This window comes from Nocardia sp. bgisy134, assembly GCF_057708325.1.
Window position 1 is genome coordinate 85600 of the sequence record NZ_JBYIRW010000017.1, and the last position, 14184, is coordinate 99783.

Below are 14184 nucleotides of genomic sequence, written 5' to 3' on the forward strand. Positions count from 1 at the left end.
GAGCGAGTTCAGGTGGGAGTGCTTTCCCGGGTCGACACGCCCGAAGACTTGCGCCGGCTGAACGTGGCCGAGTTGCGGGAGCTGGCGGAGGAGATCCGTGAGTTCCTGGTGCGGAAGGTCGCCGCCACCGGCGGCCACCTCGGACCGAACCTCGGCGTGGTGGAGCTGACCATCGCGCTGCATCGGGTCTTCGATTCGCCTGCCGATCCATTGATCTTCGACACCGGCCACCAGGCCTACGTGCACAAGATCCTCACCGGCCGCAAGGACCAGTTCGACGGCCTGCGCAAGCAGGGCGGACTGTCGGGCTACCCGAGCCGCGCAGAGAGCGCCCACGACTGGGTCGAGTCCTCGCACGCCTCCGCGGCGCTGTCCTACGCCGACGGCCTGGCCAAGGCCTTCCAGCTCACCGGGCAGGGCAGGCACGTCGTCGCGATCGTCGGCGACGGCGCGCTCACCGGCGGCATGTGCTGGGAGGCGCTGAACAACATCGCCGCCGCGCCGGACCGCTCGGTGGTGATCGTCGTCAACGACAACGGCCGCTCCTACGCGCCGACCATCGGCGGACTGGCCGACCGGCTCACCGCGCTGCGCACCCAGCCCTTCTACGAGCACGCGCTGGACGCGGGCAAGCGGATCCTGAAGAGCATTCCGCGGGTGGGCGAATCGGCCTACTCGATGGTGCACGCGGTGAAGGCGGGCATCAAGGACGCGGTGAACCCGCAGGAGCTGTTCAGCGATCTCGGGCTCAAGTACGTCGGCCCGGTGGACGGCCACGACGTCGCCGCCATGGAGGCGGCGCTGCGCCGCGCCAAGGACTTCGGTGGTCCGGTGGTGGTGCACGCGGTCACCCAGAAGGGCCGCGGCTACGCGCCCGCGGAGAACCACGTCGCCGACCAGATGCACGCCTGCGACCCCATCGACCCGCTGACCGGCCGCCCCGTCGGCGGTCCGAAGGCGATCGGCTGGACCTCGGTGTTCTCCGAGGAACTGATCGCGCACGCCCACCAGCGCGACGACATCGTCGCCATCACCGCCGCGATGCCGGGCCCGACCGGTCTCGCCGCGTTCGGCGAGCGGTTCCCCGACCGGATGTTCGACGTCGGCATCGCCGAGCAGCACGCCATGGCGTCGGCGGCCGGTCTCGCGCTCGGCGGTCTGCACCCCGTGGTCGCGATCTACTCGACCTTCCTCAACCGCGCCTTCGATCAGCTGTTGATGGACGTGGCTCTGCTGAAGCAGCCCGTCACCGTGGTGCTGGACCGCGCGGGCATCACCGGGTCCGACGGCGCCAGCCACAACGGCATGTGGGACCTGTCGGTGCTCGGCATCGTCCCCGGCATCCGGGTGGCGGCTCCGCGCGACGCGGCCACCCTGCGCGAGGAACTGGGCGAGGCGCTGGCCGTGAACGACGGGCCCACCGCGCTGCGGTTCCCGAAGGGCAGTGTGATCGAGGACATTCCGGCCGTCGAACGACTCGACGGTGTGGACGTGCTGCGCTTTCCGGACGCCGAGGGCGGTTCGGCGCGGGCGCAGCGCGGTGATGTGCTGATCGTCGCCGTCGGTTCATTCGCCGAGACGGCGCTGGGTGTCGCGGATCTGCTGACGCCGGAAGGCGTCGCGGTCACCGTCATCGACCCGCGCTGGGTGCTGCCGGTCTCGGACACCGTGGTCAAGCTCGCGGAGAACTACCGCCTGGTGGTCACCCTCGAGGACGGCGGCCTGCACGGCGGCATCGGCTCCACCGTCTCGGCCCGCCTGCGCTCCGCGGGCCTCGACGTCCCCACCCGCGACCTCGGCGTGCCGCAGCAGTTCCTCGACCACGCCTCCCGCAACCAGGTCCACGAGGAACTCGGCCTCACCGCCGAAGATATCGCCCGGCGCATCACCGGCTGGCTCAGCGCGAGCTGAGACGACCCCACTCGACCACACGCCCCGGCAGGCTCGGATCCTCCGAGCGCCGGGGCGCGTGTCGTTCTCAGGCCGGCGTCGGGTCCCCCGGGCGCGGACGTCGGGTCAGGCGGGTGTGGGCGCCAGCGCGACGGTGAGCCGGGGCACGGCCAGTTCCCGCTGCCAAGGACGGGCACCGCCGGACTTCAGGAAACCGTCGATCGCGGCCGCGAGCTCGGCGGTGTCGGTGCGGTCGTATTCCGGCAGCCCGTCCCAGCACAGTCTGCGGACCAGGTCGGGGGAGAGCAGGTTCTCGACCGGGACCGAGTGCTCGAGCGAGAGTTCGCCCATCGCGGCGCGGGCGCGGGCGAGGCGGGCGGCGGCGATCGGGTCGCGGCGCTCCCAGCGGTTCGGCGGGGGCGGGCCGTCGAACGGCTGGGTGAGCGGGGGCAGTTCGCTGTCCGGCAGCGCCCGGGCGCGGTCGACGGCGCCGAGCCACTCGCGCGAATACCGGCGCTGGCGCGGCCCGCCGAAGACCGGGAGGGTGCGCAGCTGGGCGATGGTGCGCGGGTCGGCGGTCGCGGCGGAGACGATGGCGGCGTCCGGCAGGATGCGCGCGGGCGCCACGTCGCGGGCGCGGGCCAGCCCGTCTCGCGTCGTCCAGAGCTCGCGCACGACGGCCAGCTGCCGCGCGCGGCGCAGCGTATGGATGCCGGAGGTGCGCCGCCACCGGTCGGCCTTGGGTGCGGGCGGTTCCGTGGTCCTGATGTGCTCGAATTCCTGTGCCGCCCAATCGGTCTTGCCTTGCGCCTCGAGATCGGCGGCGACCGTGGCGCGCAGCTCGAGCAGGAGCTCCACGTCCAGTGCGGCGTAGTTGAGCCAGTCGGCGGGCAGCGGCCGGGTCGACCAGTCGGCGGCGCCGTGGCCCTTGCGCAGCGCCCGGCCGAGCAGCCGCTCGACCATCGCGGCCAGCCCGACCCGCTCGTATCCGGCCAGCCTGCCGCCGAGCTCGGTGTCGAACAGTCGCGCGGGACGCAGCCCCAGTTCCGCCAGACCCGGCAGATCCTGATCGGCCGAATGCAGCACCCACTCCAGATCGTTGATCGCCTCGGCCAGCGGCGCGAGCCCGTCGGTCACCGGGATCGGGTCGATCAAGAACGTGCCGGCACCCGCGCGGCGCAGCTGGATCAGGTAGGCGCGCGCGGAGTAGCGGAATCCCGAGGCGCGCTCGGCGTCGACCGCGAGCGGCCCGCTGCCGCCCGCCAGCGTCGCGGCCGCCGCGGCGACCTCCTCCGCGGTGGCGAGGACCGGCGGCACTCCATCGACGGGGGCGAGCAGAGGTTCCGCTGTGCTGTCTCCCGCGCGCCCGTCCTCGGGCTGGTCTCCTACCGGCATAGACCTGAACTTTACGTTGTGGTCAGTTGTGGTCGTTGCTGGTATACGACTGTGGACGCAGATGGGTGATCCCGGCGGGCGGCAGACCCGCCGAATAGGCCAGTACCTCGCAGAACGCCTCGACGTGCGGACGCATCTCCGTGGTGAGCGCGGTCCACGACGCGCGCAGCTCCAATTGGTGGGCGCGGGGCGGGCCCGCGATGTCGCCGTAGCGCACCGAACTGGTCGACGTGACGGTGCCGCCGAGCGCGGTGAACGGCTCGGTCCGCGACTCGAGCGCGTCCACCAGCCAGCTCCAGGCCACCTCGGGAAGCAGCGGGTCGGTGGCCAGCGTGGCGTCGATGTCGGCCTGGATGTAGGCGACCAGACGGAATATCCCGTGCCAGGCGTCGTCGCCGTCCGGGTCGTGCAGCAGGATCAGCCTGCCGAACGCGTCACCCTCGGAATCGACCGGAACGACCGGGGTTTCGGGATGTTTGACTTCGGCGCCGAGGGCGTAGGAGAAGGGTGCCAGGCGTTGCGGCGGCCGGATGGGCGCGAGCTCGATCCGAGGATGCACGGTTGCGGTGCCCATCGCCTCGACCGCGGCGCGAAACGGAGCTGGTTCGCCTTGGGGGTCTTCGGTCGGTGCGGCGCCGTCGCGGAAGTCGAGCGGTGTCACAAAAGCGACGGTAGACCTTGTGCCCCCGGCGCGGGCGGAGGCGCGCCGCTACGGCCGCACGACGGCCTGTTTCGTCCGGTCCGCCGCTGCCGCACTCCGGCTCCGGAGCCACCGCCGGGCGCGCATACGATAGCGGTGATGAGCACCTACACTCGCCGCCGCTTGACCGACGCCCCGTTCCTGGCCGCCGCTACCGGCGCCGCCCCGAGCAGGCGCCCGGTGTGGTTCATGCGCCAGGCCGGACGTTCGCTGCCCGAGTACCGCGAACTGCGCGCGGGCATCGGCATGCTGGAGTCCTGCTTCGACCCGGAACTGGTGTGCGAGATCACCATGCAGCCGATCCGCAGGCACGGCGTGGACGCGGCGATCCTGTTCTCCGACATCGTCGTTCCGCTCAAAGCGGCCGGGATCGACCTCGACATCGTGCCCGGCGTCGGCCCGGTGGTGGCCGCTCCGGTGCGCACCACGGACGACGTGCGCGCGTTGCCCCGGCTGCGGCCGGAGGAAGTCGGCGCGGTCACCGAGGGCGTGCGCCTGCTCACCGACGCGCTGGGCCAGACGCCGCTGATCGGTTTCGCGGGCGCCCCGTTCACCCTCGCCTCATACCTGGTCGAGGGCGGGCCGAGCAAGAATCACGAGCGCACCAAGGCGATGATGCACGCCGACCCCAAGACCTGGCACGAACTGCTCGGCGTGCTCACCGACATCACGATCGTGTTCCTCCAGGCGCAGCTGGCGGCAGGTGTGGACGCGGTGCAGCTGTTCGACTCCTGGGCGGGTGCGCTCTCGCTCGCCGACTACCGCACCTTCGTGCTGCCGCATTCCGAGCGGGTGTTCGCCGAGATCGCCGACGCGGGCGTGCCGCGCATCCACTTCGGCGTCGGCACCGGCGAACTGCTCGGCGCGATGGGCGAGGCGGGCGCCGACGTGGTGGGCGTCGACTGGCGCGTCCCGCTGACCGAGGCGGTGCGCCGCGTCGGTGCCGGAAAAGCCTTGCAGGGCAACCTGGATCCGGCCATCCTCTTCGCGGGCCCCGAGGCCGTCGAGTCCGAGGCCCGCCGCATCGCGGCGGAGGCCGACGAGGCCGTCACGATGGGCGCTGCGGGTCATATCTTCAACCTCGGACACGGCGTTCTCCCGGACACCGACCCTGGCGTCCTCACCGCCTTGGTCGAACTCGTTCACGAACTCTGAGACCGCCGCCGAGATTCCGCGGGCTCTGTCGGAGCCCGCGGATCGGGGGAGCGAGGTGCTGTTCCGGACAACGGGCGGGGCGCGGGCAGTCGTGATCGGCGGGCGGGATACCGTCGCAGACATGAGGATCGCGATTGTCGGCGGTGGAATCAGTGGTCTCGTCGCGGCCTACCGGCTGCGCACGCGGTTGGGCGCCGACGCCGACATCGTGGTGCTCGACCGCGCCGAACGGCTGGGCGGCATTCTCTACACCGGCGACGTCGGCGGGGAACCGCTGGATCTGGGGGCGGAGGCGTTCGTCGGGCGCAGGCCCGAGGTGCCCGCCCTGCTGGGCGAACTCGGCCTGACGGATCAGCTCGTGACGCCCGCAGGCCGACGTCCGCTGGTGTGGGCAGGCGGCGCGGCGCATCCGCTGCCGTCGGGCACCCTCATGGGTATTCCCTCCAACGCCGAATCGATGCGCGGCCTGGTCGACGCCGACACGCTGGCCCGCATCGCCGCCGAACCCGACCGCGCTCTCACCTGGTACCCGGACGCCGACCTGGACGTGTACAGCCTGGTCGCCGACCGTTTCGGCGCCCAGGTCGCCGAGCGCAGCGTGGACCCGCTGCTGGGCGGTGTGTACGCGGGCAGCTCGCGCTCCATCGGCGTGCGCGCCGCACTGCCCGGTGTCGCCGCCGCCCTCGACGCGGGCGCGCCGAGTCTCACCCACGCCGTCGCGGCCGCGCTGCCGCCGCCGTCCGACGCCCCGGTGTTCGGCGGCATCCGCGACGGGTACCGGGTGCTGCTCGACGCGCTGGCCGACGCGGCGGCCGCACGGTTCGTCACCGCGACGCCGGCCACCCGGCTCGCGCGCGCCTCCCGCGGCTGGGTGCTCGACCCCCTCGGGCTCGTCGACGCCGTCGTGCTGGCCACCCCGGCGCCGGTCACTGCCCGGCTGCTCCGCTACGTCGCGCCCGAGGCGGCGGACGCGGCCGCCGGGATCGAACTGTCCTCCTCCGTCGTCGTCGCGCTGTCGCTGCCGAGGGACACCGCGCTACCGGACAACTCCGGCATCCTGGTCGCCACCGGAGAGTCCTTGCGCGCCAAGGCCTTCACTCTCTCCAGTCGCAAATGGCCGCATCTCGCCGAGCGTGAGACGGCGCTGGTGCGCGCCTCGTTCGGCAAGTTCGGCGACGCCGCGCCGCTGTCCTGGTCCGACGCCGACCTGATCGCCGCCGCGACCGAGGACCTGGCCACGGTCACGGGCGCCGTCATCGACCCGGTCGAAGCGATCGTGCAGCGCTGGCCGGGCGGCCTGGCCCAGTACGCCGTCGGCCACGTCGACCGCATCGCCGAGATCGAGTCCGCCACAGCCGAACTCGACGGGATCGCGCTGGCGGGCGCGTACCTGCACGGCGTCGGCGTCCCGGCCTGCGTCGCTTCCGGGGAAACCGCCGCACGACGCATCGCCGAGTCCCTGTCCGCGCCCGCGCCGTCCTAGGCTGCCCCACGCGGCGGAGCGTCCCGGTCGCAGTGGCACGATAGGAATCATGGCGCGACTCGACTATCAAGCTCTCAACTCCACGATCCGTTACCTGATGTTCTCGGTGTTCCAGGTGGAGCCGGGTGTGCTTGGCGAGGACCGCGAGGCGGCCGTCAAGGAGGCGCGCGCGTTCTTCGACGGACTGGCCGAGCGCGACGTGGTGGTGCGCGGCATCTACGACGTGGCGGGCATGCGCGCCGACGCCGACTTCATGATCTGGACGCACGCCGAGCGCGTGGAGGACCTGCAGGCCGCGTACGCGGACTTCCGCAGGACCACCGAGCTGGGCCGGGCCAGCGCCCCGGTGTGGAGCAACGTCGCGCTGCATCGCCCCGCGGAGTTCAACAAGAGCCACATCCCGGCCTTCCTGGCCGGCGAGGACCCGGGCAACTACATCTGCGTCTACCCGTTCGTGCGGTCCTACGAGTGGTACCTGCTGCCCGACGAGGATCGCCGCAAGATGCTGGCCGACCACGGCAAGGCCGCCCGCGGCTACCCCGACGTGCGCGCCAACACCGTGAGCTCGTTCGCGCTCGGCGACTACGAGTGGATTCTCGCTTTCGAGGCGCCGGAACTGCACCGGATCGTGGATCTCATGCGCGATCTGCGCGCCACCGAAGCGCGGCTGCACGTCCGCGAAGAGGTGCCGTTCTTCACCGGCCCGCGGGTGGAGGTCGACAAGCTCATCGCGGCGCTGCCTTGATCGAAAAGCTGCCCTGATCGAAAAAACACCCTGCATGCCCCGGGTTTTCGGGGCATGCGGGGCGTGTCGACGGGCCCGTATTCTGCGCTGAGCGTTCGGTCGGCTACCCGGCTGCGCTGTCCGAGGGGTGCAGCCGCAGTGAGATGGAGTTGATGCAATAGCGCTGGTCGGTGGGTGTGGGATACCCCTCGCCCTCGAACACGTGGCCGAGGTGGCTGTGGCAATTCGCGCACAGCACTTCGACTCGGTGCATACCCAGCGAATCGTCGGGAAGCAGGATCACCGCGTCCGACTTGGCCGGATCGAAGAACGACGGCCAGCCGCAGTGCGACTCGAATTTCTCTGTGCTGCGGAATAATTCGGCGTCGCAGGCGCGGCAGCTGTACACGCCCTCGGTCTTGGTGTCGGTGTACTCCCCGGTGAAGGGACGTTCGGTCGCGGCCTCGCGTAGCACCGCGTACTCCTCGGGATTCAGCTTGGCCCGCCACTGCTGCGGCGTCAGCTGGAGTCGTGGCGCGGGTAAAGACGTTTCGGCGTCGGAACTCATTGCTCCACGCTAATACGTTTCTCCTCCACGGGCTCCGAACCATTGCGTGACGTGGGCGAATCCGGAAGCGGACCGGTCGCGGGCGTGACGGGCTCGGCGCCGTCGCGGCTGTCCGGCGCGTTCTTCATCCAGACGGGGTCGATGCCGAACGGCAGGCGGCCTTCGCGCCGGGCGGCCAGGTACCGGTCGCCGAGCACGCAGAACGCCACGATGAGCAGCAGGCTCCAGCCGAACGTGATACGCAGGTATTCGAGGTTGCGTCCCAGGCTCTGAAAGCGGTCCGACAGCCACTTGTCGTAGGACATGAATCCGAAGATCGCCAGCCAGGCGGGCCAGTTGCGCAGAACGGAATTGCGCAGCACCACCGTCATCAGGAATGGGAACAGCATCATCGAGTAGTACATCTGGCCCAGACCGGACAGCAGGAACTCCGCGGTGAGCAGTACGCCGGACGCCGTGGTGACGAAGAACAGCTCGTCGTCGCGGTAGTACCGGTAGAGCAGCCACAGCGAGATCGCGACCAGGGCGGCCATCGTCAGGCGGATACCCCAGGTCAGCGCGTCCGGCAGGCCGTAGTAGGCGGCGTTGCCCGCGATCGCGCTGTTGAAGTAGTCCCTGGTCTCCAGGATGTAGGGGAGCGTTCTGCTGAAGAACTGCTCGGGGTCCTTCAGCAGCGGCCAGGCGGCCGCGGTGAACGCCACCGGCACGCCGATGGCGGTGAGGAAAACCTTCCACTGTCCGCGCGCCGCCGCGATCAGCACCAGCGGCGCCAGCGTGGGTTTCACCGTGATGCTCACTCCGAGTACGGCGCCCGCCCACAGATCGCGCCGCGCTAGCAACAAGTGCAGGAACAGCAGCTCGGCCAGCAGGATGCAGCCGTTCACGTTGGTGAAGACCAGCGTGTTGATCACCGTCTCGGACATGAACATGGCCAGCAGCAGCGCGGGCGCGGCCACGGACTTCACCGAGTACTTGAACAGCCGCAGCAGCAGGTACCAGGCCAGCAGAATGGCGGCGGCGTTGATCAGGATGAACAGCCAGCGCGATTTCTCGGGATCGATCAGCGCGATGGGTGCAATGAGCAGCGTGCCGCCCGGCGGGTAGAGGTAGTGCGGGTCGACGGAGTCGAAGTTGGCGGTGTATACCGGGCGGCCGTTGAGGAAGGCCAGCGAAGCGTTGTAAACCGGCTTGTAGTCGTCGGTGATGAACCCGTTGACAGCCTTGATGAATACCCTATTCAGCACCGTCATGACCGCGAGGGGCCAGAGTGCGAACTTGATCACCTCGGCGGTGGTGCGAGCGGTGCGGGGCTCGAGCTGTCGAAGTAACACTGGGGCACGGTACACCGGATCGGCGGCGCGCAGGTTGCCGGGATATGTCTCGGCGTGCCTGGCTCGCCCATGTGAAACGGCTATGAAGCCCCCGGTCAGGCGGGGCAGGCGCTGCCGTCCTGCGGCAGCCGCGCCTCTTTCAGATAGTCCAGCAGCAGACGCTGCGCGCATCCCGAATGGGTGAACACCGGATGCCCCCAGCCCTGCCAGTTCACCGACGCGTGCCGCGCGCCCGCCGCGCCGAGCGCGCCCGTCACCGATGCCTGACCGCCGTTGCCCACCACCGGGTCGGCGATGCCGCCGAGCACCAGCACCGGAAGGGTGAACTTCTCCGGCAGCGGTGGGGCGCCCGCGACCGGCCACGCCGAGCAGTCCATCAGCGCGATCGCCGCGTTCCTGCCGAACACCGGATACTTCTGCCCCCACGTGTCCATCAGCTCGGCGGCCTTGGTCGGGGTCGGCGGCTGCTGGATGTCGGTGCAGCGGTTGACGAACTGGCCGTCGCTCGCGGTGGCGGCCGATTCCCGCAGCACCAGGTTGCCCAGCGCGGTGCGGTCGCCGCGACCGGCCGCCGAGAGCGCGTCGGCCAGTTCGGCGATCCGATTGGCCTGGTCCGCGCGCGGACCGCCGAGGAAACCGCTGATCGTGGTGAGCAGCGCGTTGGCTGAGATGTCGCCGAGCCCGCCCTGGCCCGCCCGGCGCACCAGGTCGGTGATCGCCGCGCGTGGATCGGGACCGAGCGAGCAGCCGAGCCCGACGCAGCGTTGGGCGAACGCCGTGAGCGCCGCCTCCGCGCCCTGCAGGCGCTGTTCCTCGGCGGTCACGGCGTCGGCGCCCGCGGCTTCGGGGGAGTCGAGCACCAACCGGGCCAGGTGATCGCCGAACTTGCGCGCGTAGCTGAGCGCGACCCGCGCGCCGTTGCCCGTGCCGAGCAGGTCGATGTGCTCGACCTGCCATTGCTTGCGCAGCTGTTCGATGTCGTCGGCCGCGTGCGGCGCGTCGAAGGTGCCCTCGTACGGCTGCAGGAAATCGCGGCAGGAGATGGTCGCCTCGCGGCTCAGCGCGGCCACCGCCTGCACCGGATCCGCCGCGCCGGGGCCGAACTGGGCGTTGTCGGCCAGACCACGCCGGATGTCGGGCGGCAGACAATCGATCGGCTGCGAGGTGCCGAGGCCGCGCCGGTCCACCGCGACGATCGGACGCGCGCTGAGCAGCGAGCTCGCCGGTCCGACGGCCAGGCCGGCCAGTGTCGCGGTGGAGGAGCGGTCCGTGCCCGAGGTGAGGACCAGCGGCGCGACATCGGCCGGTGTCTGCGCGAGCCGGGCCCGCATCGCACCGGTGCGGAAACTGCCGAGCACGTTGCCGCCCGCATCGATCGGCGTGGAGTACTCCGCGCAGTCCAGCACCAGACCGTCGGGCGCCGGTCCGAGGCCGAGCAGATCGAGGGTCGGTTTGGTGCAGTCGCGCCAGCTCAGGTCGGTCTTGGGCAGCTCGGCCACGGGCGGCGGGGGCGGCGTCGACACCGACGGCTCGCCGCCGCCGACGGCCGGGTGCTCGACCGCGACGACGGGACGATCGGACGGGCCCGCACCGCATCCGGCGATCATCATCGACAATGCCGAGGCCAGCACGGCGGCTCGAGTCCAGCGCATGCGCTACAGCCTGCCAGGTTCGGACGCGCGTTTCATCGACGGGCCCACCGGGTCAGGATCGTGCCGTCCTTGTCGAGCAGGATGTGCCTGCGCTCCATCGGCATTCGGAACTCGTGCGCGGACAGCGAGATTCGCCGCGCCGTGCCGCCGACCAGCACCGGCGCGGTGGTCAGGCACAGCTCGTCGATCGCGTCCGCCTCCAGCAGTTCGCCGAACAGGTGCGGGCCGCCCTCGCACAGCACACGCGTGAGCCCGCGTTCCGCCAGCGCGGCCAGCAGACCCTTCGGCGTCACCGCGACGCCACCCGCCTCGATCACCACGCCGCCCGCCTCGGCCAGCGCTTGCTTGCGATCTGCGGGCGCGGTGCTGGTGGTGATGATCAGCGGCGGCACCGCGGTGTCGGTGAACAGACGGCAGCCCGGTTCGAGCGCGGCGCTCGCGGTGACCACCGCGATCGGCGGCGGCGCGCCGTCCCGGTGCCCGCCGAGCCCGCGGTCGTAGAGCGCCCTGCGGCGGGTGGCGCTGGTGCGCGCGCCGCCGTAGTTCTCGGTGCGGACGGTGCCCGCGCCGACCAGCACCACGTCGGCGAGTTCGCGCAGGAGCATGAAGACTGTCTTGTCGGCCGGGGTGCCGAGGCCTGCCGTCACGTCGTCGCTGGTCGCGGCGCCGTCGATGCTGGCGACGAAATTCGCCCGCACCCAGGGCGCGTCGAGTTCGAGGGGGTAGGCGTAGAGCTCGGCCAGTTCGTCCCGGCTCAGCTCTGTGAGCTGGATCGCATTGTGGATACGCTGCATGAAGTCAGATCACACCACGTCATTAGGCTTCGTCCATGCAAGAACGCCTTGTCGATCGCCATCCGGAGGTTCCGGCGGACCAGCTCGTCGCTCAAATGGTGCCGCCGCCCATGTTCGACGAGGTCAGTTTCGCTTCCTACATCCCGGATCCCAAGGAGCCCAGCCAGGCCGCGGCCGTGCGCAAGGCCGAGGAGTTCTCGGGGCAGGTGGCCAAGATCCACAAGGCCGCGAGCAAGAAGGGGCTGTTCGGCAAGAAGAAGCCGGTCAGCGGCGCGGGCCTGTACCTCGACGGCGGCTTCGGCGTCGGCAAGACGCACCTGCTGGCCTCGATCTTCCACAGCGCGCCCACGCCGAAATCCTTCGGCACCTTCGGCGAGCTGACCAACCTGGTCGGCGCGCTCGGCTTCAACAACGCCGTGGAGCGGCTCGCGGGCAACAGCGTGCTCTGCATCGACGAGTTCGAGCTCGACGATCCGGGCGACACCATGCTGGTCTCGCGCCTGCTGACCGAGCTGTCCGCCCGCGGCGTCTCGATCGCCGCCACCTCCAACACGCTGCCCGGCCAGCTGGGCGAGGGGCGTTTCGCCGCACAGGATTTCATGCGCGAGATCAAGAAGCTCGGCGCGATCTTCGAGGCCGTGCGCGTCGACGGCCCCGACTACCGGCACCGCGACCTGCCGCCTGCGCCGGAGCCGACCTCGGCCGAGGAGCTCTACGAACGGGCCTCCGCCACACCAGGTTCCACGCTCGACGACTTCGACGACCTGCTGAAGCACCTGAGCACGCTGCACCCCTCCAAGTACGGCGCGCTGATCTCCGGACTCTCGGCGGTGTTCATCTCCGGCGTGCACCCTGTGACCGACCAGGCCGTCGCGCTGCGCGTCGTGGTGCTGGCCGACCGCCTCTACGACGCCAGCGTCCCGGTCACCGTCTCGGGCGCCAAACTGGACGAGATCTTCTCCCAGGAGATGCTCGACGGTGGCTACCGGAAGAAGTACCTGCGCGCCATCTCGCGCCTGCTCGCGCTGTCCCGCTTCGAGGCCGCTCCGGCCTAGGCAGTCCGCACGAATCGCCCGCCGGACCTCGGCGGGCGCCAGGAAGGGAGCCCGACGACGTGACCCCAGATCGCGCGCTGCGCGCTTCGATCACCGCTGCCACCGGCTTGGCCCTCGTGTTCGGCCCGGTGGCGGGCGTCGCCATGGCCGACCCGGCCGTCGCCGTCGACACCGCGTTCGACCGTTCCGTCGGCCTCCAGACTGTCCAGAACGCCAGGGACGTGGGCGGTTACCGCACCGTCGACGGTCGCCTCGTACGCACCGGACTGGTGTACCGCACCGGCCAGCTCGACAAGGCGACCCCTGCCGACTTGGCCGTGCTCGGCGAGCGCGGCGTCCGGGTCGTCGACGATCTGCGCACCGGCTACGAGCGGGCGGTCGCCCCCGACCGCGTCCCCGCGGGCGCCGTCGAGAACTGGGACGACGTCATCGGCCATGCTCCGCCGCAGGCGCTGATCACCACCCTCGCCGGCGGCGACGACCTCTATCGCGCCTTCGTCACCGCCCCGGGCGCGAGCGCGGCCTTCGCCGCGGTGTTGCGCGACGTCATCGAGACCCGCGACGGCGCCGTGCTCTACCACTGCACCGCGGGCAAGGACCGCACCGGATGGGCCACGGCCGTGCTGCTGACCCTGCTCGGCGTCGACCGCGCCACGGTCACCGAGGACTACCTGCTGTCCAACCGGTACCGCAACGCCGGTCCGGACGACCCGCTCAACGGCGTGCGAACCGAGTGGCTGGACGCCGCGTTAGATCAGGTGAACCGGACCTACGGCGGCTTCGACGCCTATGCGCGCGAGGGCCTCGGCCTCACCGACGCCGACCTCGCGGCCCTGAAGACCAAGATGCTGGCCTGAGCGTTCGCCTGCCGCGCCGGTTCACGACCTGTGCTCGGCGTACCACCGGTCGACCAGGGCGGGCAGCTCCTTGCCCAGCCAGACGAAGAACTCGTGAATGTCGAGGACCCGGGCGGCCTGTTCGCTGCGCGGGTCGTCGAACAGGGCGAGCCCGCGCGCGGTCATCGCGGTCAGGTCGGTGTACTGGCTGCTCTGTGCGCGGATGAGCTCCGGCATGATGCCGGGCCGGATCGAGTAGTAGTCCTTGCGGTCGCCGGGTTTGGAGCTCTTGTCGACCCAGCGCATGGTGGTCAACTGCTTGAGCGAGTTGGAGATCGAGCCCTTGGACGCCTGCAGCGCCTCGGCGATCTGGGCGAAGGTCTGCTCGGGCGGATCGCAGATCAGCAGCCAGCCCGCCGCGCGACCGGTCATCCGGACCAGACCCATGCGTTCGAGCACGAGCGCGAAATCCTCGACGAAGGCCAACTGTTCGGGAGTGGGCGCCGCCTGGTCGTGTTCCGTGCTGGTCATCGGTCGAGTATCCCTTTCGTGCGGAAGAAACGGGAAAACGGGGCGGGCCGTGTCGGCCCGCCCCGTGCGG

General features: G+C 70.7%; 13 protein-coding genes. 6 read left to right on the forward strand and 7 right to left on the reverse strand.

Annotated features, from left to right (window positions below):
• Nucleotides 1-12 precede the first annotated feature (12 nt).
• Nucleotides 13-1911: a 1-deoxy-D-xylulose-5-phosphate synthase gene (gene dxs, locus AC3ERS_RS27040; protein ID WP_431970908.1), complete on the forward strand. Its 1899-nt coding sequence runs from the start codon at nucleotides 13-15 to the stop codon at nucleotides 1909-1911.
• A gap of 105 nt (nucleotides 1912-2016) precedes the next feature.
• Here dxs and AC3ERS_RS27045 read toward each other — a convergent pair whose 3' ends face one another.
• Both AC3ERS_RS27045 and AC3ERS_RS27050 read right to left on the reverse strand, forming a co-directional pair.
• Complete coding sequence (locus AC3ERS_RS27045; protein WP_431970909.1) at nucleotides 2017-3285, reverse strand: HRDC domain-containing protein; 1269 nt, start codon at nucleotides 3283-3285, stop codon at nucleotides 2017-2019.
• Between the two features lie 22 nt (nucleotides 3286-3307).
• The gene (locus tag AC3ERS_RS27050; protein ID WP_431970987.1) at nucleotides 3308-3859 is read right to left on the reverse strand and encodes a DUF3000 domain-containing protein; all 552 of its coding nucleotides are present in this window, start codon (nucleotides 3857-3859) and stop codon (nucleotides 3308-3310) included.
• 225 nt (nucleotides 3860-4084) lie between these two features.
• Between AC3ERS_RS27050 and hemE the strand changes: the two genes are divergently transcribed.
• From hemE to hemQ, 3 genes are all read left to right on the forward strand, one after another.
• The gene (hemE, locus tag AC3ERS_RS27055) at nucleotides 4085-5140 is read left to right on the forward strand and encodes a uroporphyrinogen decarboxylase (RefSeq protein ID WP_431970910.1); all 1056 of its coding nucleotides are present in this window, start codon (nucleotides 4085-4087) and stop codon (nucleotides 5138-5140) included.
• Between the two features lie 121 nt (nucleotides 5141-5261).
• Nucleotides 5262-6623 carry a protoporphyrinogen oxidase gene (locus AC3ERS_RS27060; RefSeq protein WP_431970911.1) on the forward strand — a complete coding sequence of 454 codons (1362 nt, stop codon included), beginning with the start codon at nucleotides 5262-5264 and terminating at the stop codon, nucleotides 6621-6623.
• 49 nt (nucleotides 6624-6672) lie between these two features.
• On the forward strand, nucleotides 6673-7368 hold the full coding sequence (hemQ, locus tag AC3ERS_RS27065; protein ID WP_431970912.1) for a hydrogen peroxide-dependent heme synthase: 696 nt from the start codon (nucleotides 6673-6675) through the stop codon (nucleotides 7366-7368).
• Between the two features lie 103 nt (nucleotides 7369-7471).
• On the opposite strand, the gene msrB is transcribed toward hemQ, so the two are convergent.
• The 4 genes from msrB to AC3ERS_RS27085 form a co-directional block, all read right to left on the reverse strand.
• Complete coding sequence (msrB, locus tag AC3ERS_RS27070) at nucleotides 7472-7915, reverse strand: peptide-methionine (R)-S-oxide reductase MsrB (protein WP_357400618.1); 444 nt, start codon at nucleotides 7913-7915, stop codon at nucleotides 7472-7474.
• Nucleotides 7912-9246, reverse strand: a complete 1335-nt coding sequence (locus AC3ERS_RS27075; protein ID WP_431970914.1) for a glycosyltransferase family 87 protein — start codon at nucleotides 9244-9246, stop codon at nucleotides 7912-7914. Before AC3ERS_RS27075 ends, msrB begins: the two co-directional genes overlap by 4 nt.
• A gap of 95 nt (nucleotides 9247-9341) precedes the next feature.
• On the reverse strand, nucleotides 9342-10898 hold the full coding sequence (locus AC3ERS_RS27080) for an alpha/beta hydrolase (protein WP_431970915.1): 1557 nt from the start codon (nucleotides 10896-10898) through the stop codon (nucleotides 9342-9344).
• A gap of 32 nt (nucleotides 10899-10930) precedes the next feature.
• Nucleotides 10931-11692: a pyrimidine reductase family protein gene (locus AC3ERS_RS27085; protein WP_431970916.1), complete on the reverse strand. Its 762-nt coding sequence runs from the start codon at nucleotides 11690-11692 to the stop codon at nucleotides 10931-10933.
• A gap of 35 nt (nucleotides 11693-11727) precedes the next feature.
• Here AC3ERS_RS27085 and zapE point away from each other — a divergent pair, with 35 nt between their 5' ends.
• Nucleotides 11728-12747 (forward strand): cell division protein ZapE, encoded by a 1020-nt coding sequence (gene zapE, locus AC3ERS_RS27090; RefSeq protein WP_431970917.1) that lies wholly within the window; start codon nucleotides 11728-11730, stop codon nucleotides 12745-12747.
• A gap of 59 nt (nucleotides 12748-12806) precedes the next feature.
• Nucleotides 12807-13604: a tyrosine-protein phosphatase gene (locus AC3ERS_RS27095; protein WP_431970918.1), complete on the forward strand. Its 798-nt coding sequence runs from the start codon at nucleotides 12807-12809 to the stop codon at nucleotides 13602-13604.
• A gap of 21 nt (nucleotides 13605-13625) precedes the next feature.
• Here AC3ERS_RS27095 and AC3ERS_RS27100 read toward each other — a convergent pair whose 3' ends face one another.
• Nucleotides 13626-14114, reverse strand: a complete 489-nt coding sequence (locus AC3ERS_RS27100; RefSeq protein ID WP_431970919.1) for a GbsR/MarR family transcriptional regulator — start codon at nucleotides 14112-14114, stop codon at nucleotides 13626-13628.
• Nucleotides 14115-14184 lie beyond the last annotated feature (70 nt).